This is a genomic window from Winogradskya consettensis, from assembly GCF_018332715.1.
GTDB lineage: Bacteria > Actinomycetota > Actinomycetes > Mycobacteriales > Micromonosporaceae > Actinoplanes > Actinoplanes consettensis.
Window position 1 is genome coordinate 199,048 of record NZ_BOQP01000016.1, and the last position, 24,431, is coordinate 223,478.

General features: G+C 71.2%; 25 protein-coding genes. 15 read left to right on the forward strand and 10 right to left on the reverse strand.

From position 1 onward, the window contains the following. Positions 1 to 17 precede the first annotated feature (17 nt). Positions 18 to 1,379, forward strand: coding sequence for a serine hydrolase domain-containing protein (locus tag Aco04nite_RS16690; protein ID WP_244876048.1), 1,362 nt, complete (start codon positions 18 to 20; stop codon positions 1,377 to 1,379). Here Aco04nite_RS16690 and Aco04nite_RS16695 read toward each other — a convergent pair. Further along, on the reverse strand, positions 1,373 to 2,818 hold the full coding sequence (locus Aco04nite_RS16695) for a GGDEF domain-containing protein (RefSeq protein ID WP_212998130.1): 1,446 nt from the start codon (positions 2,816 to 2,818) through the stop codon (positions 1,373 to 1,375). The two genes, Aco04nite_RS16690 and Aco04nite_RS16695, sit on opposite strands and share 7 nt — an antisense overlap. Positions 2,819 to 2,941: 123 nt before the next feature. Between Aco04nite_RS16695 and Aco04nite_RS16700 the strand changes: the two genes are divergently transcribed. The 5 genes from Aco04nite_RS16700 to Aco04nite_RS16720 are packed head-to-tail and all read left to right on the forward strand — an operon-like array spanning position 2,942 to position 5,150. Then, positions 2,942 to 3,370: a YbaB/EbfC family DNA-binding protein gene (locus tag Aco04nite_RS16700; RefSeq protein WP_212998131.1), complete on the forward strand. Its 429-nt coding sequence runs from the start codon at positions 2,942 to 2,944 to the stop codon at positions 3,368 to 3,370. 8 nt (positions 3,371 to 3,378) lie between these two features. Next, on the forward strand, positions 3,379 to 3,693 hold the full coding sequence (locus Aco04nite_RS16705; protein WP_244876049.1) for a WXG100 family type VII secretion target: 315 nt from the start codon (positions 3,379 to 3,381) through the stop codon (positions 3,691 to 3,693). Beyond that, the gene (locus Aco04nite_RS16710; RefSeq protein WP_212998133.1) at positions 3,693 to 4,187 is read left to right on the forward strand and encodes a WXG100-like domain-containing protein; all 495 of its coding nucleotides are present in this window, start codon (positions 3,693 to 3,695) and stop codon (positions 4,185 to 4,187) included. Before Aco04nite_RS16705 ends, Aco04nite_RS16710 begins: the two co-directional genes overlap by 1 nt. Before the next feature lie 6 nt (positions 4,188 to 4,193). Then, positions 4,194 to 4,688: an EndoU domain-containing protein gene (locus Aco04nite_RS16715; RefSeq protein ID WP_244876050.1), complete on the forward strand. Its 495-nt coding sequence runs from the start codon at positions 4,194 to 4,196 to the stop codon at positions 4,686 to 4,688. 18 nt (positions 4,689 to 4,706) lie between these two features. Next, a complete protein-coding gene (locus Aco04nite_RS16720) occupies positions 4,707 to 5,150 on the forward strand; it encodes a hypothetical protein (protein ID WP_212998134.1) in 444 nt (147 codons plus the stop codon). Here the strand turns inward: Aco04nite_RS16720 and Aco04nite_RS16725 are convergent. The 5 genes from Aco04nite_RS16725 to Aco04nite_RS16740 all read right to left on the reverse strand — a co-directional run bounded on the left by Aco04nite_RS16725 (position 5,147) and on the right by Aco04nite_RS16740 (position 7,160). Next, positions 5,147 to 5,641: a hypothetical protein gene (locus Aco04nite_RS16725; protein WP_212998135.1), complete on the reverse strand. Its 495-nt coding sequence runs from the start codon at positions 5,639 to 5,641 to the stop codon at positions 5,147 to 5,149. The two genes, Aco04nite_RS16720 and Aco04nite_RS16725, sit on opposite strands and share 4 nt — an antisense overlap. Before the next feature lie 129 nt (positions 5,642 to 5,770). Next, on the reverse strand, positions 5,771 to 6,034 hold the full coding sequence (locus tag Aco04nite_RS16730) for a hypothetical protein (protein ID WP_212998136.1): 264 nt from the start codon (positions 6,032 to 6,034) through the stop codon (positions 5,771 to 5,773). 93 nt (positions 6,035 to 6,127) lie between these two features. Then, positions 6,128 to 6,658 carry a 2'-5' RNA ligase family protein gene (locus Aco04nite_RS16735; protein ID WP_212998137.1) on the reverse strand — a complete coding sequence of 177 codons (531 nt, stop codon included), beginning with the start codon at positions 6,656 to 6,658 and terminating at the stop codon, positions 6,128 to 6,130. After that, a complete protein-coding gene (locus Aco04nite_RS49610) occupies positions 6,658 to 6,780 on the reverse strand; it encodes a hypothetical protein (protein WP_280519349.1) in 123 nt (40 codons plus the stop codon). The genes Aco04nite_RS16735 and Aco04nite_RS49610 overlap by 1 nt, the downstream gene beginning before the upstream one ends. A gap of 71 nt (positions 6,781 to 6,851) precedes the next feature. Beyond that, positions 6,852 to 7,160, reverse strand: coding sequence for a hypothetical protein (locus Aco04nite_RS16740; protein ID WP_212998138.1), 309 nt, complete (start codon positions 7,158 to 7,160; stop codon positions 6,852 to 6,854). Between the two features lie 167 nt (positions 7,161 to 7,327). Here Aco04nite_RS16740 and Aco04nite_RS16745 point away from each other — a divergent pair, with 167 nt between their 5' ends. Beyond that, complete coding sequence (locus tag Aco04nite_RS16745; RefSeq protein ID WP_203842538.1) at positions 7,328 to 7,528, forward strand: hypothetical protein; 201 nt, start codon at positions 7,328 to 7,330, stop codon at positions 7,526 to 7,528. Between the two features lies 1 nt (position 7,529). Here Aco04nite_RS16745 and pdhA read toward each other — a convergent pair whose 3' ends face one another. Continuing rightward, complete coding sequence (gene pdhA / locus Aco04nite_RS16750; RefSeq protein ID WP_212998139.1) at positions 7,530 to 8,660, reverse strand: pyruvate dehydrogenase (acetyl-transferring) E1 component subunit alpha; 1,131 nt, start codon at positions 8,658 to 8,660, stop codon at positions 7,530 to 7,532. Between the two features lie 466 nt (positions 8,661 to 9,126). On the opposite strand from pdhA, the gene Aco04nite_RS16755 reads away from it, so the two are divergent. The 3 genes from Aco04nite_RS16755 to Aco04nite_RS16765 all read left to right on the forward strand — a co-directional run bounded on the left by Aco04nite_RS16755 (position 9,127) and on the right by Aco04nite_RS16765 (position 13,576). Next, positions 9,127 to 10,476 carry an FAD-dependent oxidoreductase gene (locus Aco04nite_RS16755; RefSeq protein ID WP_212998140.1) on the forward strand — a complete coding sequence of 450 codons (1,350 nt, stop codon included), beginning with the start codon at positions 9,127 to 9,129 and terminating at the stop codon, positions 10,474 to 10,476. A gap of 145 nt (positions 10,477 to 10,621) precedes the next feature. After that, positions 10,622 to 11,986, forward strand: coding sequence for a glucose/sorbosone family PQQ-dependent dehydrogenase (locus tag Aco04nite_RS16760; protein WP_244876051.1), 1,365 nt, complete (start codon positions 10,622 to 10,624; stop codon positions 11,984 to 11,986). Positions 11,987 to 12,046: 60 nt separating this feature from the next. Beyond that, positions 12,047 to 13,576, forward strand: coding sequence for a helix-turn-helix domain-containing protein (locus Aco04nite_RS16765; RefSeq protein ID WP_212998141.1), 1,530 nt, complete (start codon positions 12,047 to 12,049; stop codon positions 13,574 to 13,576). Here the strand turns inward: Aco04nite_RS16765 and Aco04nite_RS16770 are convergent. Beyond that, positions 13,557 to 14,981 (reverse strand): AfsR/SARP family transcriptional regulator, encoded by a 1,425-nt coding sequence (locus tag Aco04nite_RS16770; protein ID WP_212998142.1) that lies wholly within the window; start codon positions 14,979 to 14,981, stop codon positions 13,557 to 13,559. The genes Aco04nite_RS16765 and Aco04nite_RS16770 overlap by 20 nt on opposite strands. Before the next feature lie 120 nt (positions 14,982 to 15,101). Between Aco04nite_RS16770 and Aco04nite_RS16775 the strand changes: the two genes are divergently transcribed. Both Aco04nite_RS16775 and Aco04nite_RS16780 read left to right on the forward strand, forming a co-directional pair. Next, positions 15,102 to 17,819, forward strand: a complete 2,718-nt coding sequence (locus Aco04nite_RS16775) for a helix-turn-helix transcriptional regulator (RefSeq protein WP_212998143.1) — start codon at positions 15,102 to 15,104, stop codon at positions 17,817 to 17,819. A gap of 16 nt (positions 17,820 to 17,835) precedes the next feature. Next, positions 17,836 to 18,795, forward strand: coding sequence for an alpha/beta fold hydrolase (locus Aco04nite_RS16780; RefSeq protein WP_212998144.1), 960 nt, complete (start codon positions 17,836 to 17,838; stop codon positions 18,793 to 18,795). Positions 18,796 to 18,821: 26 nt separating this feature from the next. Here Aco04nite_RS16780 and Aco04nite_RS16785 read toward each other — a convergent pair whose 3' ends face one another. Continuing rightward, entirely contained in the window at positions 18,822 to 19,610 is a 789-nt protein-coding gene (locus tag Aco04nite_RS16785) for an alpha/beta hydrolase (protein WP_244876052.1), read from the reverse strand. A 43-nt stretch (positions 19,611 to 19,653) separates the two neighbouring features. Here Aco04nite_RS16785 and Aco04nite_RS16790 point away from each other — a divergent pair, with 43 nt between their 5' ends. Both Aco04nite_RS16790 and Aco04nite_RS16795 read left to right on the forward strand, forming a co-directional pair. Next, entirely contained in the window at positions 19,654 to 20,832 is a 1,179-nt protein-coding gene (locus Aco04nite_RS16790; RefSeq protein ID WP_244876053.1) for an FAD-dependent monooxygenase, read from the forward strand. Positions 20,833 to 20,900: 68 nt separating this feature from the next. Then, complete coding sequence (locus Aco04nite_RS16795; RefSeq protein ID WP_212998146.1) at positions 20,901 to 21,731, forward strand: oxidoreductase; 831 nt, start codon at positions 20,901 to 20,903, stop codon at positions 21,729 to 21,731. A 115-nt stretch (positions 21,732 to 21,846) separates the two neighbouring features. On the opposite strand, the gene Aco04nite_RS16800 is transcribed toward Aco04nite_RS16795, so the two are convergent. Next, a complete protein-coding gene (locus tag Aco04nite_RS16800) occupies positions 21,847 to 22,605 on the reverse strand; it encodes a DeoR/GlpR family DNA-binding transcription regulator (RefSeq protein WP_212998147.1) in 759 nt (252 codons plus the stop codon). A 38-nt stretch (positions 22,606 to 22,643) separates the two neighbouring features. Here Aco04nite_RS16800 and Aco04nite_RS16805 point away from each other — a divergent pair, with 38 nt between their 5' ends. Then, positions 22,644 to 23,876, forward strand: coding sequence for an MFS transporter (locus Aco04nite_RS16805; protein WP_212998148.1), 1,233 nt, complete (start codon positions 22,644 to 22,646; stop codon positions 23,874 to 23,876). Positions 23,877 to 24,431: the final 555 nt, after the last annotated feature.

Here is a 24,431-nt window from a genome sequence, read left to right on the forward strand (position 1 = left end):
GCTTGTAAATTCCTCGCATGTCCCTCGAACTGCTGCCCGGCACCCGTCGCGCCCTGCTGCACAAGCTCGCCACCGCCCAGGTCCAGGGACGCACACCCTCGATCGTGGCCGCGGTGATCCGCGACGGCGACGTGGTCTGGTCGGACGCCCGGGGAACCGTGAACGGCGACGTGCCCGACGGCAACACCCAGTACCGGATCGGCTCGATCACCAAGACGTTCGTGGCGGTCCTGGTCCTGCGGCTGCGCGACGCGGGCCGGCTGTCTCTCACCGACCCGCTCAGCCTGCATCTGCCCGGCGTGGCCCCCGACGGCATCACCATCCGCGACCTGCTCGCGCACACCGCGGGCCTGTCCTCCGAGTCACCCGGCCCGTGGTGGGAACGCACCCCCGGCACCCTGCGCCCGGACCTGGGTGGCGTCCTCGGCGACGACCCCCTGCGTCACCCGGTGGGCCGGCGCTTCCATTACTCCAATCCCGGGTACGCGCTGCTGGGCGCCCTGGTCGCGAAACTGCACGACGAGCCCTGGGGCGCCGTACTGCGTCGGGAGATCCTGGAACCGCTCGGCATGACCCGCACGACCCCGCACCCGGTCGCCCCGCACGCCACCGGCTGGGCCGTCCATCCCTGGGCCGACGTCCTGCTGCCGGAACCGCTCCAGGACACCGGTCTGCTCTCCCCGGCCGGCCAGCTCTGGTCGACTACCACCGACCTGGCCCGCTTCGCGTCGTTCCTGCTGACCTCGCCCGTGGCCCAGGACATGCGGATCCCCTCCAGCCCGTCGGAACCCACCAGCCTCGACAGCCCGTACGGGCTGGGCGTGCAGCTCCTGCACCGCGACGGCCGCCTCCTCGCGGGCCACACCGGATCCATGCCCGGCTTCCTCGCCACCGTGTGGGTGAGCCCCGACGACAACCTCGGCGCGGTCGTCCTGGCCAACACGACAGCGGGCCTCACCGTCGGCACCCTCACCGCCGAGCTGCTACAGATCGTGACCTCGCACGAGCCCCGCATCCCCGCGCCGTGGCGCCCCCTGGAATCCGTTGATCCGGGGGTGCTGGAGCTTGCCGGCCCCTGGTACTGGGGACCGCAGGGGTACGCACTGCGGCCGCTCGCCGACGGCTTCGTCGAACTCGCCTCCCTGACCGGCAAAACCGGTATCCGCTTCCGCCCCACCGCCTCCACCGAAACCTGGGAAGCACTCAACGGCTACTTCACCGGCGAACACCTCCGGGTGATCCGCGACCCGGCAGGCACGGTCACCCACCTCGACGTGGGCTCGTTCGTCTTCACCCGCCAGCCCTACGACCCGGCGTCCCCCATCCCGGGCGGCGTCGACCCCACCGGCTGGCAGACCGCGCCGACCGGCCTCTACTGACCTGCCGCCCCGAGCAGGGTGCGGCGGGCGGCCTTCTCGGCGTACATGCCGGCATCAGCGGCGGCCAGCAGGGTGTCGGCTGTCGGGTCGGTGAGGTCGGCGGCTGCGGCGACGCCGATGCTGGCGCCGATCTCGTACTCGCGGTCGCCGTCCCGCACCGGCCCGGCGATCAGGTCACGTAGCCGTTCGACCAGGGCGGACGCGTCCCCCTCACCGGTGGCGTCCACGGCCACGACGACGAACTCGTCGCCGCCGAGCCGGGCCGCCAGATCGCCAGGCCGCAGCGCGCGGGTGAGCCGGTCGGCGATCTCGACCAGCACGAGGTCACCGGCCGCGTGCCCGTAGCCGTCGTTGACCTGCTTGAAGCCGTTCAGGTCGAGGTAACAGACGACCGGGCCGTAGCCCACCGGCTGGACCAGCTCGGTGGTCAGGCGGGCGATCAGCGCCGGGCGGTTCGCCAGCCCGGTCAGCATGTCGTGGCCGGCCTGGTGGGCGAGAATGGCCTGAGTACGCTCCTGCTCACGGACCACGAGCAGGAAGCGGGCCAGGATCAACCCGGTGAGCAGCACGGCCGAGCAGATCAGGGAGATCCGGCCCGCCAGGCTCACGGTCACCAGCGCGGCCATGATCGGGAACGTCAGCAGAGCGACGCCCAGGAAGACGACCCGCGCGGGATGCAGCCGCCGGTCGTCGGGCCGCGGATCCGCGAAGCGCTCGGCGTCGCGGTGCAGCACGGTGCTGATGAACAGCACATTGCCGAGCAGCAGAATGCCGTCGAACCGGCTGATCGTGGCATCGGAGATGGCAGGGAAGATCACCGGCCCGGTGGACTCCAACAGGTCGCCGACCAGTTCCAGCACCACCGCGGCGATCAGGAAGCGCCCCGGCCCGCCCTTGGCACCGGGCGACAGCACCAGCACGACGACCGCGACGAACAGCAGCACGTCGGTGAGAGGGTAGAGAACGGCCAGGGCCACCTCCGGCGAGAGACGCTGGTTCTGAGCCGCCGGCAGCACCACATATTGCCCGAACAACCACGCGACCACGGTCGCCATCGTCAACCCGTCGAGCAGGCCGTTACGCAGCCGCACGGCCGACCGGCGCCGCGCCAGCCGGAGCAACCCGGCGGCAAGAATCGGGTTCCCCGCGATCCACAACGCGTCGGACGGCGTCACATCACCAAGATCGGGCGTGAGCCGCTCCACGACGTCATAGAGCACATCCCCGGCCAGCCACATACTCTCCGCAACCATGATCATGACAAAGCTGCCCCGCGCCGCCCCCCGGAACGTCCGCAGCCGCCACCACCCGACCGCCACAGCCGTGCCATACATGACCAGGTAGACCCAATGCGAATACCAGGCACCGGGCGCCGCCGCGGTCACCAGCGCGGCGACCGCACCGACCAGCAGAACCGATCGGGCGGTAAGGCATTTCATACCCCACAATCGGCACCCACCACCCCCGGCGAAGGATTCCGCCACCCCGGCATCCCCCTCCACTTTGACAGGTTTCGATATGGTCGGGTTGGGGGTGCGACCGCCCTCGCGAGGAGGTTGAGAATGACCAGCCCGATCGATCCATCCGGCCTGAGCGGAACGCTGGCCGATGTGGTGGCCGCGCTCGGCCGGGCCCAGAAGCCCTCCGGTGACCAGGACGAATCGGAACCGCCCCTCGGTACGGGCGAGGCCGCGGACAGCCGGATCCGGGTCCGGGCCGTCCTGCCCGGGCGGATCGAGAATCTCGAGCTGGAGCCCTCGGTGCTGCGGCTGAGCGCCGACGAGCTGGCGCGCGAGGTCGAGTCGGCCGTCAATGCCGCGCTTGCTGACCTGCGGGGCCGGGCGGTAGCCACTGCTGGTCAGGCCGGCCTCGGTGCGCTCACCGACCAGCTCAAGGAGATCCAGTTCGATGCGGAGCGCCAGTTCACGAAGCTGACCGCGTCGCTGGTCGAAGCGCAGGAGCAGCTCATCCGCCGGGCCGGTGAGCGATGACCGGCTTCATGATCGATCCTGAACGGCTCTCGGCGACCGGATCGACTCTGCAGAGCGTCGCCTCACGGCTCTCCGCGGAGCTGGCGTCGTTCCAGTCCGAGCTGGCTGGTTTCGGCGCGCCCTGGGGGAGTGACGACATCGGCTCGCTGATCGGCGCCGCCCACGACGAGGTGTCGTCGTGGGCGTTCGAGTGCTACCAGGACGCCCTCGACGAGATGGCCGCGGCCGGCGCCGACGTGATGGACATCAGCGCGCAGTACACCGAGGTGGACGAGAACGTAGGCCGCCGGTTCGACGGGTTGGCTGACGAGCTGGGGCACTGATGGGCTTGGAGATACCGGGTGAGCTCCAATCGCTGCTCGACATCCTCGGCTACCACTGGCCGGAGGCCGACGAGACCGCGCTGGTCGACATGGGGCAGGCATGGATGTCGTTCTCCGACAGGCTCGAGGCGATCGTGTCGGACGCGACATCCACCGCCACCGAGGTGTGGAACGAGCATGAGGGCGAGGCCGTCGCCGCGTTCCAGACGTGGTGGGCGAGGGAGGACAGTCCGGCCAAGGCACTCCTGGACGGCACGAAGGCTGCCACGCTGACCGGCACGGGCCTGATGATCTGCGGCGGGATCGTGCTCACCCTCAAGATAGCGGTCATCGCCCAGCTCGCCATCCTGGCCGTGGAGATCGCGCAGGCCGTGGCGACGGCCGCACCGACGTTCGGAGCGAGCCTGGCCGAGATCCCGATCTTCCAGCAGCTGACCCGGACGATCATCGGGAATCTCGTGCAGGACGCCATCTTCCAGCTGCTGGAAGGGTGACCGGGCATGGCAGGAGGCTCCGGCAAACTCATGCGGGCCGCGCTACGTTTCCTGCGCAAGACTCAGAAGCGGGCCCGCTCCGATCGGATGAATCCGCACTTCACGACCCACACCATCGGCGGCGGCCACGTGCGACCGGGCCAGCCCAAGGGCTCCGGCTACCACTACCGCCCCGGCGGCGAGGACTACCCCGGCCGCCGGCTCGTGCCCGGCTCGAAGGTCGACCACCCGAACGGCGTGTACGAGGCGGAACCCGAGTTCTTCGACCCGACCCTGAACCCGCCGGCCGGCACGTGGAAACCGAAGGCCGGCAACAGCGGCGCCAGCACGTTCTTCCCCGACGACTGGACGGCGGCACAGGTGGACAACGCGGTGTCCGGCGCCTTCAAGAACTCGGCGCCGGTGTCCGCGAACAAGTGGACTGGTACCTACAATGGCGTCACGGTTGAAGGTTTTTACAACCAGTCCGGCGGCTTTACGCACGGCTGGCCCGTTCCCTAACGCACCGAGAGGCCTCCGGTGAGTGTTGTCAGCTTGCGGATCGATCCCACTTTCCGCCGTCCCGTCTACCAGGTCGAGGACCAGCGATACGACCTTCTGGGCGAATGGCTGACCACTGACCTCGGCACGTTCTTTCTCGTAACCCTGGACGCGCTGGCGATGGCCGATGACGTGGCTCGCGGCGAAGCGCCGTTCGAGGAGTGGAGCAGCGAGAACTACGCGGTGTCGTTCACGCCGCCGGCGCTGCTGATCACCAACCTGTGGATCCCTGGTGCCGAGGGGGAGTTTCCGGCCGGCGTCGCTCGGGTGGCGATCGAGGATTACTGGCGTTTCCTGGTCGCCCAACCGGAACGGTCCGTCGTCCGGGAGTACCGTCCCGACCTCCCGGAGTGGCAGGCGAACCTGCTGCGGTGGGAGGAGAAGTGGGGGCGCCCCCACCCGTACCGGGGACGGCTTTTCTAGGCTTGGTAGCCGCTGCGGACAGCCTCGCCGCGGTCGACCGCGCGGGCGGCCAGGCCGGCCGGTAGCGCGGCGACTGCGATTGTCAGCCAGGCGAAGAGCAACGGGTTGACCCACCACGGCACCAGTTCGAAGCGGGTTCCGTCGGACCATGAGCACGTACGCGCGATGGGGAGTGCGTTTTCGGCTATGCCCGTCCAGCGGTCGTCGGGCGGGCCGGGGGTGCCGGAGTAGAAACCTGCCGCGGAGGCGCACGTCTCGGCGGGGTCCAATGCGCCGAAGCCGGACAGCATGCCCCATGCGTACGTCGCTGCCGCGTAGATGAGCGCGGTCAGGACGATCGTGGTCAGCGAGCCGAGTGTCAGCAGGGCGGCGGAGATGGTGAGGCCGCGGCGGCGGACCAGGCGGCGGACGCGTATTGCCAGGATCAGCAGTGGCGTGAGCAGAACGAGAGCGATGACCGCGAGGGCGACAAGCAGAAAGGTGACCTCCATGCCGGGCACGGTAGGCCCCGGCCGGTAACCGGTGTCGTCGTCCACACCGCACTGGCACGAGTTCGGGAGGTCATAGGGCTGGACTACTCGGCGGCAAGGTTCAGGGTGACGACGAGGACTGAGCGTCGTTCACAAGGATTCGGGCATGTCGTGACCGCCGAAGCTGCCATGATCGTGACCGCCGCCGCCGCCGCCGCTGGAGCCGGTGGAGGCGTCCTGGCCCAGGTCGCTGTGGCGCATGACGGAGACCATGCCCATCACTCCATGGTGTACGGCGTCCAGGTCCCGTGCTCGTCGGTAGCGCGCCCGTACGCCGGATGTCAGGTCGTAGATGATCAGCATGACCACGGCGAGAAAATTGGCGACGCCGAGGATCAGCAGCACGATTGCCATCACACGCCTCCCGCAACCTCACCCTCAGGGTGAACCCGGCTCCGGCGGCGGATCCAGCCCTCCTGCGCCCCTTGCGGATTGCGGCGGGCGGGGTCATGCCGGTGTGAGCCGGGTTCTGGTGTGTCCGCCCGGTAGGTCCACGAGATGGGCTGTGGAGACGTGGGCGGGGACCGGGGTGGGGAAGGACGCCACGATCTCGATGATCCTTGCTCTGTCGGTGGCGCCGGTTGCGAGGGTGCAGTGCGGTGAGAGGGCGTCGGGGCGGTAGTAGGGCCAGATGTCTGCCACCAGAGGCTCGGTAGCGTTGTGGACCTGGCGGTGCAGCATCAGTAGGCGGGAGGTGGGGGTGACGCCGAGGAAGGCGGGGGCCTCGCCGGTGAGGAAGAAGCCGAGGCTTGTCAGGGGCAGCGGGAGGCCGGCCGCCGTGGTGAACAGCGGCCGGAGGGCGGCGGCGACCTGGGACGCGTTGCCGTTTCCGAACACCGACAGGGTGACGTGGGGGTGGTAGTCGGCGTGGGGGCGGCTGCCGAGGGAGGGGATGCCGGCGGCGTCGAGGGCGGCCCAGATCTGCCTGATGTGGTGGTCGGAGCGGTCGTCGAGGAGGAGCTCGACCGCTTGTGGCATCAGTGGGGGTGGCGGTCGGCTGCGGCGTAGGAGGCTGCCGCGGGGAGGGCGGAGACCGTGAGGACCGCGGGCCAGCCGCCGATGAGGGAGCCTGCGGTGATCGCCGCCGTCGGTACGCGCATGGCCTGACCGTACTACCGCGGCCCGTGGGGCGGAGTGACCCGCTCCACGGGTCCGTCGGTGGCCGGCCGGGTCAGCGGTTGCGGAAGCCGCGTCGCCAGGTGCTGCGTGCGGCGAGCTCGCGGGCCTGGGTGGCGGCGCGCCGGCGTTGCAGGATCAGGGCGGTGACGGCGGCTGCCACGGCCATGGTGGCGGCGGCGGTGGCCATCCAGTGGTCTCCTGCGGTCCGGCCGGCCTGGCGCGCCCGGCCCGGTAGTTCCGCGGCCGTGGTCCGGGCCGTGGTGATCATCCTGAGGGGGCGGGTGAGGTCCGTGCGGGTGCGCTCGATGTCGGTCCGGATCTCTTCCGGCGTGCGGGTATCGATGGTCTCGTTGGCGGTCATGGTGCCTCCGTCGGCCTGGTCGGTTGCGTCCTGGAGGGGCTTTGCCCCGGGATGCGGCGACTAAGCGTCGGGCATTTGACAGCAAATTACGCCAGGTGACAAAGCCTGGCTTCTCGGGCCGGATTGCTCCATGGTGAACCTTCGACGTCCTGACAAGGTGGTGGCTGGTGCAGCGTTACAGCGACGACGACGGCACGTCCGTGCCGGAGGGCCCGGAGACCCGCCGGCTCGAGATCCACAACTCATCCATCGACGAGGAACTAGCCGTGGCCGGCGCCTGCGCGCTGGTGCATCTGCCGACCGGGCGGGTCTGCACGAAGGAGCACAGCCACTCCGGGTCGTGTGAGTTCGTGACCGCGGACCGGTAGGTCAGTGACCGGAGCCGAAGAGAGCCTCGTAATCGGTGAACTGCCGGCGCTGGGCGTCGATGCGGGGTGACCCCTGCGGATAGACGTTGTCGAACATGGAGACGGGCCTGGGGTCCGGCAGGGCCATCACCCGTTCGCGCAGGTCCAGGGCGATCTTGGTGACGTCGTTCTCGACCTGCTGGAAGAACGTGTCGTCGGCGATCTGCTGCTTGGTGAGGAAGGACTTCATCCGGCTGATCGGGTCCTTGGCCTTCCAGGCCTCGACCTCGCCGGCGTCGCGGTAGCGGGTCGGGTCGTCCGAGCTGGTGTGGGCACCCATCCGGTACGTGTACGCCTCGATCAGGGTCGGCCCGTTGCCGGTGCGCGCGTTGTCGAGCGCGGCACGGGTGACGGCGTACGACGCGAGCACGTCGTTGCCGTCGACGCGGATGCCGGGGAAGCCGAAGCCGTCGGCGCGGCGGTACAGCGGGATGCGGGTCTGGCGTTCGAGGGGCTCGGAGATCGCCCACTGGTTGTTCTGGCAGAAGAACACGAGCGGGGCGTTGTAGACGCTCGACCACACGAAGGCCTCGTTGACCTCACCCTGGCTCGTCGAGCCGTCGCCGAAGAACGCGATGGCGGCCTCGCCGTCGGGAGTGCCGGTCTTGCCGTCGAGGTTGATGCCCATGGCGTAACCGGTGGCGTGCAGCGTGTGGGCGCCGATCACGAGCGTGTAGATGCCGAACTTGAACTCGTTGGGGTCCCAGCCGCCCTGGTCGATGCCGCGGAACAGGCCGAACGGCATGATCGGGTCGATGCCCCGGGTGTAGAGCACGCCGTGCTCGCGGTACGAGGGGAACGCCATGTCCTGGGGGCGCATCGCCCGCCCGGCGCCGACCTGGGCGGCTTCCTGACCGAGCAGGCTGGCCCACAGGCCCAGCTCGCCCTGGCGTTGCAGCGCGAGCCCCTCGGCGTCGAGGCGCCGGACCATCACGAGATCGGTGTAGAGCTCGCGGTACTCGTCGTCGGTGAAGTCGGCCGAATACGTCACGCCGTCGGGCGTGGTGTAGCTGTCGGCGCGCTCCCCGTCGGGGTTGAGCAGCTGAACGAAACCGCCGGCCGGAGCATCAGCGCCGGCTGCACCGCTCACCATCGATCTGTCCCCCATCTCGCCGCGTCTGTCTGCACGGTGCAGGGAACTATTCATCACATCCGGCCGGTACGAAAGTCAAAAGCCGTGGTGATCCAGATCTCATGGTCAGCGGTACAGAACCGCAGCGTGCTCCGGGTGGCACTCGAACCCGGGCCCTCGTCGGCGACGCTTGCGTGCCGGAGCGGAGAGGCCGATGTGACGCAGTTCTCTATGCCGAGTTCGCCGGCCGTGGTCGTGGGGCCGGCGCGTCGTCCCGGCGCGTGAAACACCAGGTCCGAACGGGTTTGCACGAGGCCGGCGGGGTGCCGGGCGGCCGGCGCGGTGGCGAGAAAAGTATAGTTAGGCATCCCTAAGAAGCTCCGGCCCCATGATCAGGTTGACCTCAACCACGGTTGAAGTTTTACAGTTCAGGACTGCTGCCGGATCTTGGCAGTGCGGACTGACAGCGCGAGCAAGGGATGCAACCATGGACCGCCCCCTGCGGGTTGCCGTAATCGGTGCCGGCCCGGCCGGCATCTACGCCGCCGATCACCTGATCAAGGCCTCGGAGACGGTTACCGTCGACATCATCGACCGGTTGCCGACGCCCTACGGCCTGATCCGCTATGGCGTGGCGCCCGACCACCCGCGGATCAAGGAGATCATCACCGCGCTGCACCGGGTGCTCGACAACCCGCGGATCCGGTTCATCGGCAACATCGACTACGGCGTGGACGTCAAGCCGGAGGAGATGCGCCGCTTCTACGACGCGACGATCATCGCGACGGGGGCGGACAAGGACCGCGAGCTGGACATCCCGGGCATCGACCTGGTCGGCAGCTACGGCGCCGCGGACTTCGCCTCCTGGTACAACGGGCACCCCGACGTGCCGCGCGAGTGGCCGCTGACCGCCACCAAGGTCGCCGTGATCGGCGCCGGCAACGTCGCCGTCGACGTGGCCCGGATCCTCGCCAAGACCGCCGACGAGCTGCTCGTCACCGAGATCCCGGACAACGTCTACCAGGAGCTCAAGGCCAGCCCGGTCACCGACGTGCACATGTTCTCGCGCCGTGGCCCGGCACAGGTGAAGTTCACCCCGCAGGAGCTGCGCGAGCTGGACGTGTCGCCGAACGTCGAGGTGATCGTGCACCCCGAGGGCATCGAGTTCGACGAGGGCAGCCTCGAGACGATCCGGGCCACCCGGCACGTCAAGATGTGCGTCGACATCCTGCAGAACTGGGCCGTGCGGGACCCCCGCGACCGCCCTCGCCGCCTGCACCTGCACTTCCTGCAGGCCCCCGTGTCGATCGGCGGCGACGGCAAGGTCGAGTCGATCCGGACCGAGACCCAGGAGCTGACCGGCGACGGCTGGGTCCGCGGCACCGGCGAGTTCACCGACTGGGACGTCCAGGCGGTCTACCGGGCGGTCGGCTACCTCAGCAAGGCCCTCGCCGACCTGCCGTTCGACACGAAGACCGGCACCATCCCGCACGAGGCCGGCCGGATCATGGACCTCGACGGCGAGCACATCCCCGGCATGTACGTCACCGGCTGGATCAAGCGCGGTCCGGTGGGTCTGATCGGGCACACCAAGGGCGACGCGGGCGAGACCATCACCAGCCTGATGGCGGACGCCGCCACGCTGCCCCGGGCGACCGACGCCGACCCGGCCGCCGTCATCGCGTACCTGGAGCAGCGGGGTCTGGACTTCACCACCTGGGCCGGCTGGCAGGTGCTGGACCGGCACGAGATCTCCCTCGGCGAGCCGCACGGCCGCAAGCGCGTCAAGGTGGTCGCCCGGCACGAGATGATCAGCATTTCCAAGACGCTGAACTGACCCCGGCTCTTCCCCACGGGCCCGGCGCCGCAATGGCGCCGGGCCCGTGACCGCGAACGGGTCCGGTGCGTTACACGCACTGAAGATCAACGCGCGGTGTGCGCCGGCTGGGAATGGGAAGCTCTTGAGGACTGTCCTCGCGGCGGTGGCCGCTGTATCCACGCTGACCCTGGGCGTTGCGGCGCCCGGTGCCGCGGCACCGCGTACGACATTCACCCGGACGGTTCTGGCAACCGGGCTGGCGGACCCGTACGAGATCGTCTGGGGTCCGGACAGCCAGCTCTGGGTGACCGAGAAGAGCGGCCTGAAGGTCACCCGGGTCGATCCGGCGACCGGGACGAAGACCACGGCGCTCGACCTCGCCGGGACGGCATACCACCAGGCCGGGGGCAGCCAGGACGGGTTGCTCGGGCTCGCCTTCGGATCCGGGTACGCGTACCTGTCGTACTCGTACCTCACGAAGACCCCCGCCGCCGTGACCGGCGAGACGCTGCGCCTGAAGATCGTCCGCTACACCGTGGACGCCGCGACCCACACGCTGATCAGCCCGGCCGACGTGCTCACCGGGCTCCCGTCCGGCACCGACCACCAGTCGGGCCGGCTGCGCGTCGGCCCCGACCGCAAGCTGTACTACACGATCGGTGACCAGGGCGCGAACCAGTTCGCCAACGCCTGCGACCCGAACTGGGCCCAGCGCCTGCCGACCCTCGCCGAGGTGCGGGCCGGGGACTGGAGCTCGTACGTCGGCAAGACGCTGCGGCTGAACCCGGACGGGTCGATCCCCGCGGACAACCCGAGACTCGGCGGGGTACGCAGCCACGTCATCACGTACGGTCACCGCAACCCGCAGGGGATGGACTTCACCGGCGACGGGCGGCTCTACGAGGCGGAGCAGGGCCCCAAGACCGACGACGAGATCAACATCGTCCACCGGGGGAGCAACTACGGCTGGCCGTACGTGGCCGGGAAGCGCGACGACAGCGCGTACGTGTATTCCAACTGGTCCGCCGCTCCCGGCTGCAAGACCCTCGCCTACGACGAGCTCGTGGCCCCCGCCGCGGTGCCGACGCAGCAGGAGTCCGCCTGGACCGGCACCCTCGACGCGCCGATCAGCACACTGGGCACCACGGTCGGCAACGACTACGACTTCCGGGACCCGGCATCGAAGTGCGCCCCGAGCGAGGACTGGTTCATCTGCAACCCGACCATCGCGCCGTCGAGCCTCACCTACTACAGGGGCGTCCGCGGCTGGGGCAGCGCCCTGCTCGTCACCAGCCTCAAGGACGGCGCCGTGCACCGGCTCGTACTCAGCGTCGACGGCCGCAGCGTCGTCAAGCAGGAACGGCTGTGGGTATCGCGGAACCGTTACCGCGACACGGCTCTCAGCCCCGACGGCACAACGGTCTACGTCGCCACCGACAGCACCGGGATGGTCCGCGGCCCGGACGGCACACCCACCGACGTCCTCACGGACCCCGGCGCGATCCTCGCGTTCCGGGTGGGTGCCTGACCGGGGAATGCAGTCATTGTTGCTGATGGGTACGCCGTGAGCGCACCCTACGGTGAGAACATGACCATCGAGCTGACCCGGCTCCGGGAACCCTCCGCGGCCGCCTGCCTCCCCGCCGCCCGGCTGATCGCCGCCGGACAGCCGGGGGCAGCGCTCGACGCCCTGGCCGAGCTGGCTCTGGCACTGCTCTTCGACGGCGACCGGCCCGCGGTGCGGGGGCCCCTGCTCGAATGCCTGCTGCGTCTGCCCGGCAGCGGTGGCGATCCGCGCTACCTGGCCGCACTCGCGGTCGCGACACCGGACGACGCCCGGCACCTGCTGGCCGCCGTCGTCGCCGAGCCGCCGCGGCACGACCCGGACGCGTGCTGGCCGCTGGCCGTCGCCGCCCTGCACGTCGGAGAACCAGCCCGCGCCGCCGACCTGCTGGCGGCCACGGCCCGAACGCTGGCCGCTCCGGACGCGGCGCCGGCGTCGGACTGGGCGCTGGCTTCGGACGCGGCGCGGGCGTCGGACGGGTTGCGGGCTTCGGACGGGGTGCGGGATTCGGACGGGGTGCGGGATTCGGATGGGTCGCGGGATTCGGATGGGTCGCGGGCTTCGGATGGGGTGCGGGCTTCGGACGGGGTGCGGGCGCTTGCTTCGGAGGGTGCGCGGCCGGGGCTGCTTGCGCGGGTGGAGACGGTGCATGCGCACGTGACCATGACGCTGGGGGACTGGGATGCGGCCGGTCGTGCGGCGGAGGAGGGGATGCGCCTGGCGGGGCTGACGGGCCAGCCGGTCTGGCAGCTGCGGGCGACGGCGATCCGAGCCACCGTACGGGCACTGCGCGGCGACGTCCCGGGCGCGCTCACCGACTGCGACGTGGTGGACCGGGTGGCCGCCCGCGGGCACGACGTGGGCGCGGCCGGGGCGCAGAGCCGGGTGGCCCGCGCCGTGACCGAGCTGGGCCGCGGCTCGTGGGCAATCGCATATGCGCTGCTCAGCACGCTGTTCGACGACACCGCCGAGGGATACGACCCGGGCACGGCGGCGCGCTGGCTCGACCTGTTTGCCGAAGCCGCTGTGCACAGCGGCAACCACGCGCCGCTGGCCGCCGTCGTTCATCGCATGCGGGACGAGTCCCTCAACCTGGCCTACGCCCGGGCGCTGCTCGCCGACGACGCGGACTGTTTCAAGCTCGCCCTGGCCGCCACACCGGGGCACCATCCGTGGCTGCGGGCGCGGATCGAGCTGGGTCTGGGCTCCTGGCTGCGCCGCCGGCGCCGGATCGCCGAGGCCCGCGTGCACCTGGCCGCGGCGCAGCGCAGCCTGGCGCTGGCCGGTGCCACGGCCTGGGCGCGGCGGGCGGCTGCGGAGCTGCGCGCCGCGGGAGTGCCGGCCGGGGAATCCGAGCCCGGCGTCCTGTCGCCGCAGGAGCTGCGGATCGCCCGGCTCGCCGCGCAGGGCCTGTCGAACCGGGAGATCGGGTTACGGCTGATGCTGTCCCCGCGTACGGTGGCGTCGCATCTGTATCGGATCTTCCCGAAGCTGGAGATAACGTCCCGGACCCAGCTGGCGCCCCGGATCGCGGTCAGACCGGCACCGGGCTGAGCGTGGTTTCGAGCGGGATCGGCTGCGCCCCCTCGTGGGCGATCAGGCCGGTCAGGCAGTGCCGGCTGGTCGCGATCACCAGGCAGCCGGGATCGGCGGGCAGCACCGCCCGCACCTGCACGCTCCCACGCGCGCCGTCGAGCACGAAGAGCAGCTTGCGCCCCCGCACCGCCTGATGGAACGCCGCCGCCAGGCTCTCCTGATCGGCACCGGCCGTGGGCCGCATCCCGAGCGCGGTCAGAAAGCCCCGCAGCACCTGGGCCGGGGCGGCACCCTCGCCGTCGTCGCCCCACAGGTCGATGTAGAACTGCCCGTCGGGGAACTTCCCGGCAATGCGATGCGCCCAGTGCAGGGCGAGGGCCGTCTTCCCGATCCCCGCCACCCCCGTGATCGCGCAGATCCGATGCCCGGCCGCGTGCTTCCCGCCCTCAGCACTTCCGTCCGCGGCCAGGCTTCCGTCCGCGGCCAGGCTTCCGTCCGCGGCCAGGCTTCCGTCCGCGGCCGCGGCGAACCTGGCGAGGTAGGCGTCGGCGGCTGCCAGCTCCCGCTCGCGACCGAGGAAGACCGCGGGTGCGGGGGGAAGCTGGGCGGGCACGGTGACGGCGAGGGTCGTGGGCCGCCCGGCTGCGGGGGAGCGTGCGACCACCCGGCGGCGGGCGTCGCCGAGCTCGTGCCCGGGCTCGATCCCCAGCTCGGTGTTGAGCCGGCGCCGCACGTCCTCGTAGACGGCGAGCGCCCCGGCCCGTTCGCCGCCCGCGGCGAGGCAGTCGATCAGCCGGGCGTGCAGCGGCTCGTCCAGCGGATGCCGGGCACTCAGGGCCATCAGGTGCGGCGTGACCTGGCGTTCCCGGCCGCACCGCAGTGCCGCGTCGGCGGCGGCCATCGCAGCACCGACCCGCTCGCGCTCGACGACCCGGAACGGTGTCGCCTGCGCGAGCGGGAACGTCAACCCTTCCCCGGGAGCCCCGGACGCCAGCTCCAGCGCCTGCAGGAGCAGATCGGCGACCGTCGCGGGGCTGGTCCCGGGCTGGGCAGCGCGCTCGGCGAGCAGCCGGAACCGCCGCAGGTCACACGAGACGGCGTCGACCCGCACCTCGTAACCGCTCCCCGACCGGACCAGCCAGCGACCCTCCGCCCGGTGCGGCAGCTCCGGCTCGAACGTGCGCCGCAACGCCCCCACGTGCCGGTGCACGAGATTGGTCGCGCTGGCGCTGGGCCGCTCACCCCAGATCAGGTCGATCAGCCCGGCGATCGTGACCAGCCGCCCGTCCGCGGCCAGCAGGATGCCGAGCAGCGCGCGCCGCTGCGGCGGCCCGAGCTCGAGCGGCCGCTGGTTGCGCCACGCCCGCACACCACCGAACAGGCCGAAATAGACCTTGGGGCCGGGCAGCAGCGTCTGCGTCACGCCTCGACGGTAGGAGCGCCCACGGCCCACGGCAAGGCCGTCCCACCCGGTGTGGGCCGCGTCTCCGGCGGTCACTCGATGGTCACTGGCCCTGGTTACCGTCCCGCCCCGGGAGGAACCGTGCGGGAAGAACTGATCGGGCGCTCGGGCTTGCTCGAGGCGGTGCGGCTCCGGCTGGCCCAGCCGCCGATCCGGCCGATCCTGGTCCTGACCGGCGAGCCCGGCATCGGCCTCACCACCCTGCTGTCCACCGCCGCCCGCGAGGCACCGGCCACCCCGGTGATCGTGGACGACGCGCACCTGCTGGACCCGGCAGACATCCAGAAGATCCAGGACCTCACCGACGTACGCCGTGAGCACCCCCTCCGCGTCCTCGCCGCCACCCATCACGAGCAGGCACCGTGGCCGGGCGCGGAAACGATCCGGGTCGGCGCCCTCGACGATGCCGCCGCCGACCGGCTGCTGACCCGCGAGGCCGGGAACCTCCCCGCGATCGAGCGGCGCCTGATCGCCGCCGGCGCCCACGGAAACCCCCTCGCGCTGACGGAGTTGCCGGTCGCGTGGCGCACGGCCGGCCCCGAGCGGCTCTGGGAGCCACCCGTCACCGACCGGCTCGCCGCGAGCCTGGTCGCGGGTCTGGCCGGGCTGCCACAGTCCACACGCGCGGCGCTGGACCTCGTCGCGGTGGCGGAAACCCTCACGCTCGGCGAACTGGCCGCCGCGTCCGGGGCGGACCCGGACATCCTGAGCCTGGCCCTCGGTCCCGGTCCCGGTCTCGGCCTCGGCCTCGGCCTCGGCCTCGGCCTCGGCCTCGGCAGCGGCAGCGGCAGCGGCAGCGGCCTCGGCAGCGGCCTCGGCAGCGGCAGCGGCAACGGCAGCGGCAACGGCAACGGTTCCAGCCTCGGCCCAGATCTTGGTTCCGGCGTTGGCGTTGGCGTCGGCGCGATCGTGATCCGGGGGCATGGCGTGGCGTTCCGGCAGCCGCTGCTGCGGGCCGCGCTGCTGCATCTGATGCCGTTCGCGGTTCGCATCCGCGCTCATGCGGCGCTGGCCGGGACACTGCGCGGTGAGGAACGCTGGTGGCACGCCGCGCAGGCCGTCCCCGGCCGGGATGACGGTCTCGCTGATCTGCTGGATCCGTTACGCAGCAACGTATCGCCGCTCGTGGAGCTGCGCCGGCTGGTCGTCGCCGCGCGGCTGACCACCGATCCCGCCCGGAGCGGTACCAGGCTGATCCGCGCCGCTTCGGCGGCTGCCCAACTGGGCCACCACTCGCTCGGGCACGAGATACTAAACAAAGTGGACGTCGGTCGACTCGACGACGCGGGCCGGGTGCGGCTGTCGCTCGCCCGGTCGTCGCACGGCGCCGCTGCTGCTGATTCTGGGCTCGGGTTGGACGTTCTGCTCGCCGCTGCCCGGGAGGCACCGGGCGATCCGGGTGTTCTTGCCGCCCTCCGGCGGTTGCCGGCGCCCCTGCGTGCCGGGGCCCGCTACGCGGCGGCCCTGGCCTGGGCAGCACCGACCCGCCACGGCCCCGAGGTGCAAACCCTGACCACCGCCGCCCCGTATCGGGTGGCCACAGATCGGGAGGCCACAGATCGGGAGGCTGAGGCGGACAGAACCGGCCCGGACGAATCCGTCGGGCTTGAGCAGGCCGGGCTTGAGCAGGCCGGGCTTGAGCAGGCCGGGCTTGAGCAGGCCGGGCTGAGGAAGGCCGGGCTGGGGGAGAACGGGCTGGGGGAGAACGGGCTGGGGGAGGTCGGGCTGGAGCGGGTTGCCGGGGCGGCAGGGAGTGCGTTGCTGGGGGAGGCGGCGTTGGTGGTGGGGGATCCTCGTACGGCTGCGCGGCATCTGGCGGTGGCAGGGCGGGGGCTGGAGGCGGTGGGTCGGCTGGGGGATCTGGCGGCGGTGACGGCGATGCGGGCCGGTGCGGCGCTGGTGCTGGGGGACTGGGGGACGGCTCGGCGGGCGGCGAGTTTCGACGGCGGGCGGGAGTGGCCGGTGTGGACGGCGTACACGCTGGCAGTGGAAGCTGTGCTGGCCGCGTGCCGGGGTGATGTTCGGGCCTGCGGGAGCGCGGCGGCGGCTGCGGAGGGGGAGCTGGACGGGCGGCGGGCTCCCGGGGTTCGGGTGCGGTTGGTGACGGCGCGGGCGATTGCCCTGTCGGGAGGCGGTGAGCACCTGGCCGCGTACGAGATGATGGCGACCGCCACCGGGACCGGGATGCACGTGCCGGAGCTGGCCGAAGCCCTCGGGTTTCTCGCGGAGGTCGCGGCCCTGGGCGGTCGCCACGATGCGGCTCGCGCCGTGCTCGCCCGTCATGGCGGTGCCGCCTGGCTCAGCCCTGTTCTCGCCGCGAACCTGCTGCTGGCGGATGCCCTGCTGGCCGATGCCGAGCCGCATTTCCGCAAGGCGCTCGCCGGTGGGCTGGACGACTGGCCGTGGCTGGATGCCCGTGTGCGGCTCGCCTTCGCGACGTGGCTCGGGCGGGAGGGACGGACCGGTGAGGCCCGCGCGCAACTGCATCTTGCCAGGGCGACGTTCGCCGAACTCGGGGCAACGCCGTGGCTGCGGCGTACGACCGGGGCGCTGGCCGATGCCGGTCCGGTGGTGCACGCGGATCTTTCCCCGCAGGAGCTGGCCGTCGCGCGGCTGGCCGCGGAGGGGCTGACGAACCGGGAGATCGGGCAGCGGCTGTTCCTGTCACCGCGTACCGTGGCGTCCCATCTTTATCGGCTCTTTCCGAAGCTGGCGGTGACGTCCCGGCGCGAGTTACGCGAACTGCCCGATATCAGCCGTCCGCGCAGTCGACCGACTCAAGACCGGTCCGGGGGCTGATCCCTACCGTCGCCGCATGACAACAATTCGACGGTACGCCGCGGTCGTGCTCGCCGTGGTCCTGGCCCTCGCCTCACCCGTGGCGGCCCGCCTGCATCCCCCGGCCGGAAATCCGGTGCCACCACAGGGTTTCAGCGCGAGGGACGCGAACGTCAACGGGATCAAGATGCACTACGTCATCGGCGGGCACGGGCCCACGCTGGTGCTGCTGCACGGATATCCGGAGACGTCGTACGAGTGGTTCGGGGTGCTGCCCGCGCTGGGACGCAGTTACACGGTCATCGCGCCCGATCTGCGCGGTGCGGGAGGCAGCAGTGCGCCGGCCGGGGGCTACGACAAGGTGACCATGGCCGCTGACGTGCATGCGTTGCTGGCCTCGCTCGGGCGTACCCGTGAGGTGAATGTGGTCGGTCATGACATCGGGACCATGGTGGCGTACGCGTATGCCGCTGCCTATCGCGGTGAGGTGCGCAAACTCGCGCTGACCGAGGCGCCGATCCCGGACGATACCGTCTACACCTATCCGTCGCTGAACAAGGGCGGGCCCGGCTTCTGGAACTTCGGGTTCTTCTCGCTGACCAACGGCCTGCCCGAGAACACGATCGACGGGCACGAGAAGCAGTGGGTCGCCGGGTTCGTCGACTGGCTCGCGGTCAACAAGGCCGCCATTCACGAGCAGGACACCGATGTGTACGCGCAAGCGCTGCGCGACGACGCCCATCTGCGCGCCAGCTTCGAGTGGTTCCGCGCCTTCGGCACCGACAACGGCGACGTCGCGCTGTCCGGGCAGCGGAAGCTGACGATCCCGGTCCTGGCCGTCGGCGCCGACCACAGCCTGAAGGAGAAGGTGGCGGAGCAGGCCCGCTCGTACGCCGTACACGTCCAGGAAGCGGTCGTTCCGAATTCGGGCCACTGGATCTGGGAGGAGCAGCCGGCGTACATGACCGAACTGCTCCTCACGTTCCTGGCCCGCTAAAGGCTCTTCGTGTGCTTCTCGACCCGTCAGAGGCCCTGCGCGTGCAGCCAGTCGAGTGACGTCTGCGCCACCTCGCGCCAGCCGTTGTCGATGGTCAGGGAGTGCCCGCGGTCGGGGAACGCCACGAGTTCGGTGACCGCGGGGGAGTGCCGGTACTGCTTCGCCGTGGCCTCGGTGATGACCTCCGGGACGGTGTGGTCCTTGCCGCCCGCGATGAGCAGCAACGGGCCGCGCGAGGTGTTGCCGGTGTCGACGGCGGCGGGGGAGTGCAGCGAGAAGTTCGCCGCCGCCGCCTCGAACAGCGGGCGCCCGGGGGCGGGGATCGTCCACCGGTCGTACAGGCCGGCGGATTCCTCCTCGCTGATCGCGTTGCCGAAGCCGTAGCGGAACTGCTCGGCGGTCAGCGAGACGGCCCGGCGGATGTTCGCCGGATTCTTGAACACCGGCAGCGTCGCGTGCAGCGCGGACAGCGGCAGCGGCAGCACCCCCTTGATCTGGGCGGCGTCCACGGCGACGACGGCCGCGGCCCGGCCGAGCCCGAGGATCTTCTGCGCGATCATGCCGCCGAACGAGTGCCCGATCAGGATCGGCGGCTCGCCCAGCCCGTCGAGGAAACTCAGGTAGTGCTCGGTCACGGCGTCGATGCCGTGGTCGGCGATCGAGTCCGGGTTGGCCCGGGCCTCGGCCACGGTGTCGGGGGTGCCGGGCCATTCGGGTGCGACGGTGTCGTACCCGGCCGCCGTGAAGAATTCCTGCCAGGGGTCCCAGGAGGTCGCGTGCAGCCAGAGGCCGTGGATGAAAACGATAGTGGGCATGGCGGTCATGGTCGCGGCGAAACCCCGCCGGGTCTTGAGGAGAATGACTGAACGCGAGACTGTGGACGGCATGCGTATCGCGGTGGTGGGTGCGGGCGTCGGCGGGCTGACCGCCGCGATCGCGTTGCGGGCCCGTGGACTCCAGGTCGACGTGTACGACCAGGCGAGCGAGCTGACCGAGATCGGCGCCGGCGTCTCCCTGGGGGGCAATGGCATGCGGGTGCTCGACGCGCTCGGCCTCGGCGCGGCTGTCCGGGGCGCCTCGGCCGCGTTGCAGCGCATCGAGTTCCATCATTGGCGGTCCGGCTCGGTCTTCTACGAACATCCCCTCGGGGAATGGTACGAGCACCGCTTCGGTGGCCCGTTCCTCGGCATCCACCGCGCCGACTTCCATCAGGTGCTCCTCGACGCGTTCGACGGGCAGCCGCAGCTGGGCCGGCGGTGCGTAGCGCTCAACGAATCGGCCGACCATGTCTCACTGGTGTTCGCCGACGGCGGCAGCGCCCGGGCCGATGTGGTGATCGGCGCGGACGGGCTGCGCTCCGCCGTCCGTTCGCACGTGACCACGTCGACGGAACCGGTTTTCTCCGCCATGAGCTGTTACCGCGGCCTGGTGCCGGTCGACCGGGTGCCGGGCGGGGACACTTTCGCTCTGACGTTCTTCCTCGGCCCGGACCGGCACCTGGTGGCCTATCCCGTACGCGGGGGCTCGCTGATCAACTTCGTCGCGTACGTGCCCGACCCCTCGTGGACGCTGGAATCCTGGTCGGCGCGCAGCACCGCCGCCGAGGCTGCCGCCGCGTTCGACGGCTGGACGCCCGCGGTGACCACGATGCTGGGCAATGCTGGGGAGGTCGGCCGGTGGGCGCTCTACGACCGGGAACCGTTGCGGCGGTGGAGCACCGGGCGGGTCACGCTGCTCGGGGACGCCGCCCATCCGATGCTGCCGCACGCCGGGCAGGGCAGTAACCAGGCCGTCGAGGACGCCGCGGCGCTGGCGGCGTACCTGAGCAGGGATCTGCCCGTGGCTGTGGCCCTGCAGAAGTACGAACAGGTGCGTAAGGCGCGTACCCGGAAGATCCAGATGGGCGCGCGCAGCAACGCGGCCTGCTTCCAGCTGCCGGACGGCCCGGCGGCCGAGCAGCGCAACGCGCGACTGGCGGCGCTGCCCGACATGGTGGGCTGGATCCATGAGTACGACGTCCACGCGGCGCTCGACTGAGTGGTATCACCCGTACCAGGACGAGTTGTAGCTCCCGGACGACCGTTCGCGGGCGCAGGATCGACGGCATGACCGAGACCCTGAAGCTGGCCGACGACCTGGTGCTGACCCGGATGGGCTACGGCGCCATGCAACTCGCGGGACCGAACGCGTCCGGGCCGCCCCGCGACCGCGCCGAGGCCGTCCAGGTCCTGCGCACCGCCGTCGACCTGGGCATCACGCACCTGGACACCAGCGACTACTACGGCCCGTACACCACCAACGAGATCATCCGCGAGGCGCTGCACCCGTACCCGCCGGACCTGAAGATCGTCACCAAGGTCGGCTTCCGTCGCGGGCCGGGTGGCAGCTGGGACCCGTCGACCGGCGACCTGCGCGACCAGGTCCAGGCGAACCTCACCCGCCTCGGGCTGGACGCACTCGACGCCGTCAACCTGCGCCTCGCCGGGCCAGGACCGGTCGCCGAGACCTTCGGCGTGCTGGCCGACCTGCAGAAAGAGGGCCTGGTACGCCACCTCGGCCTGTCCAACGTGACGGCCGGGCAGGTCACCGAGGCCCGCTCGATCGCACCCGTCGTCTTCGTCCAGAACCTCTACAACCTGGTCGTACGCGGTGATGACGCCCTGATCGACACCCTCGCCGCGGACGGCATCGGCTTCGTCACGTTCTTCCCGCTCGGCGGCTTCTCCCCGCTGCAGTCCGGCGTGCTCGACGAGATCGCCGCGTCCCTGGGCGCCACTGCGCAGCAGGTCGCGCTGGCCTGGCTGCTGCAGCGCTCACCCAACATCCTCGTGATCCCGGGTACGTCGTCCGTGGCCCACCTGCGCGAGAACGTCGCCGCCGCGGACCTGCGCCTTCCCGCCGACGCCGTTGCCAAGCTGAACACCCTGGCGGCGTAGGACCGGCGCCTGATTCGGCTGCGTCTTTGGGCTGCGGCCCCGGCTGTGGGCCGGGCTGCGGCTGCGGCTGTGGGCCGGGCTGCGGCTGCGGCTGTGGGCCGGCGTTGCGATTCGGTCAGGCGATTTCGATGCGGACGCCGCTGTCGGCGAGGCGGGCCAGGGCTTCGGTGGGGGCTGAGGGGTCGGTGACGATCACGTCGACCTCTTCCAGGCGGCAGACCAGTGCCATGGCGCTGCGGGCGAACTTCGAGCCCTCCGCGATCAGGACCGTGCGCTCGGCGGCGCCCTTGATCGCCTGCTTCACGGCCGCGTCGGCCAGGTCGTAAGCGGTGACGCCGACGGCGGGCGCGGCCGCGCAGCAGGTCAGGATCGCGGTGTCGAAACGCAGGCCGGTCAGGGTGCGCTCGGCGAGCGGGCCCACGATCGTGCCCTCCGGCCGGCGGACCGTCCCGCCCGGCAGGATCAGGCTCACGCTCTGGCTGCCGGCGAGGGCGGCGATGCCCTGCACGGAGAACGGCATCGCGGTGATCCGGCGCTGAGCCAGCGCGGTCGCCGCGGCCGCCCCGGTGGTGCCGCTGTCGATGACGACCGCCTCACCGTCGGCGATCAGATCGGCGGCGGCCCCGGCCAGCCGCGCCTTGAGCCCGATGTCGTCCACGGCCCGGATGTCGAAGGGCAGACCCTCGCCACGCAGGGAGGTCGTCACCGCCCCGCCGCGGACCCGGCGCAGCGCCCCGGCCGCGGCAAGCTGATCGAGGTCGCGACGGACCGTGATCGACGAGGTGCCGAGCAGCCTCGCGAGGTCGGGAACATCCACGCGGCCGTCGCGGTGCAGTGCGTCGAGAATCTCTTTCTGGCGCTGCTGGTTGCCCATGCCTTGCACTTTACCAGCCCAATGATTAAATGATCAGCATGAACGATCGTACGATCACAGGGGTTGAACGTTTGTCGCCGGCAGAGCTGGCACGCTGGCGCAACGCGATCATCGTCGCGTTCGCGATCGGCGGCCTCGCGCTCGCCACCTGGGGCCCGCGCCTGCCCGACCTGCGGGCCGCCCTGGACCTGAGCACCGGCTCGATCGGCGTCCTGCTGGCCGGCGTCACGGTCGGATCCGTCGCCGGCCTGCTCGCCTCCACACCCCTGCTCGGCCGGCTCGGCGCCCGCCGCGCGATCCCCGCGGCCCTGCTCCTGGTCGCCGCGGCTGTCGCCGTGATCGGTGCCGGCGCCGGAGTTCTGCACTCGATGCTGCTGGTCGGCGCCGGCTTCGTCGTGGTGGGCTTCGCGATCGGCTCCCTCGACGTCATGATCAACGTGGAGGGTGCGGCGATCGAGCAACTTGCCGGGCGTACCCTCATGCCTCTGATGCATGCGGCCTGGTCCGCCGGCGCCGCCATCGGCTCGGGAATCGGCGCGGGTTGTGCGGCCCTCGGCATCAGCCCCACCTGGCAGTTCGCCGGCGAAGCCGCCCTGATGGCCGCCACCGCCGCAGTCCTGGGCCGCGCGATCCCCACGGGCCCCCGCGCAGGCGACGAGACCCCGGGCGTCCCGGTCCCGGCCACGGAGCGCCTGCGCCGCTGGCTGCGCGGCTGGGCCGACTGGCGCCTCCTGCTCATCGGCGTGGTCATGCTCGGCGCGGAACTGGGCGAAGGCACCGCCAACAACTGGCTCACCCTCGCCGCCAAGGACGGCCACGCCCAGGCGGCGGCCACGGCGGCACTGTTCTTCACGGTCTTCGCGGTCGGCGAGACCACCGCCCGCGTCCTCGGCGGCCCGCTGGTCGACAGACTGGGCCGGGTCCGCACCGTACGCATAACTTCGGCACTCGGCGTCCTCGGCGTCGCCCTGTTCATCCTCTCGGACAACGTCGTGGTCCTGCTCATCGGCGTCCTGCTGTGGGCAGTCGGCGTCTCCATGGGCTTCCCGCTCGGCATGTCGGCGGCAGCGGACAGTGGCCCCAACCCTGCCGCCCGGGTCAGCGTCGTCGCCACCATCGGCTACTTCGCCAACCTCGCCGGCCCACCCGCGGTCGGCTTCGCCGCCGAGGCCACCAGCCTGCTCACGGCCCTGTGGCTGGTCGCAATCCTGTTCACGGTCGCCGTTGCGGCTGCGGGCGCTGTCCGCCCACCCCGCGAAAGAACTCCCTGAGGGCCGGTCCGTTTCCAGCGCTTGAGGCGGTGGGGCCTACCGGGGTGAATGTGGTCACATGGCTGCTTGCTGGTGATCCGGCCGCGAGGTGCACTCCCGTCGGCAGCCGGACGGGCGCCGGCTGCTTCATGGTGATCCGGCCGCGCATTCCCACCGGCAGCCGGACGTTCGTCGGCTGCACGGTCGTATCCGTCCGGGGCGTGTGCACTTCGCCCTGGACGGAGGGCCGGCGAACCCCGCTCGCCGGAACACTCCGCGGGCGCTGCGGGCACTCAACCACTTCTCGCCTGAACGGGGGCGTGCGGCGGGTGGCGCGCATCCGGGATGATGTCCGGATGCCCGGAACGGCCGGGCCGAGAGGAGCGGGTGGATGACACCGCCGGACCAGAACGCCACCCCGGGGTCGCAGCCGCCCCCGAGCGACCCCGCCACCCCGGCGAGAGGTGCGGCCAAGGTCGTCGGCTCGGCCCGCATCCCCGCCGCCCGGCCCCCATCGGACACTCCCGGCGTCTACCGCTCCCCAGCCACTGAAACCCCGACCGACGAGGCGACAAA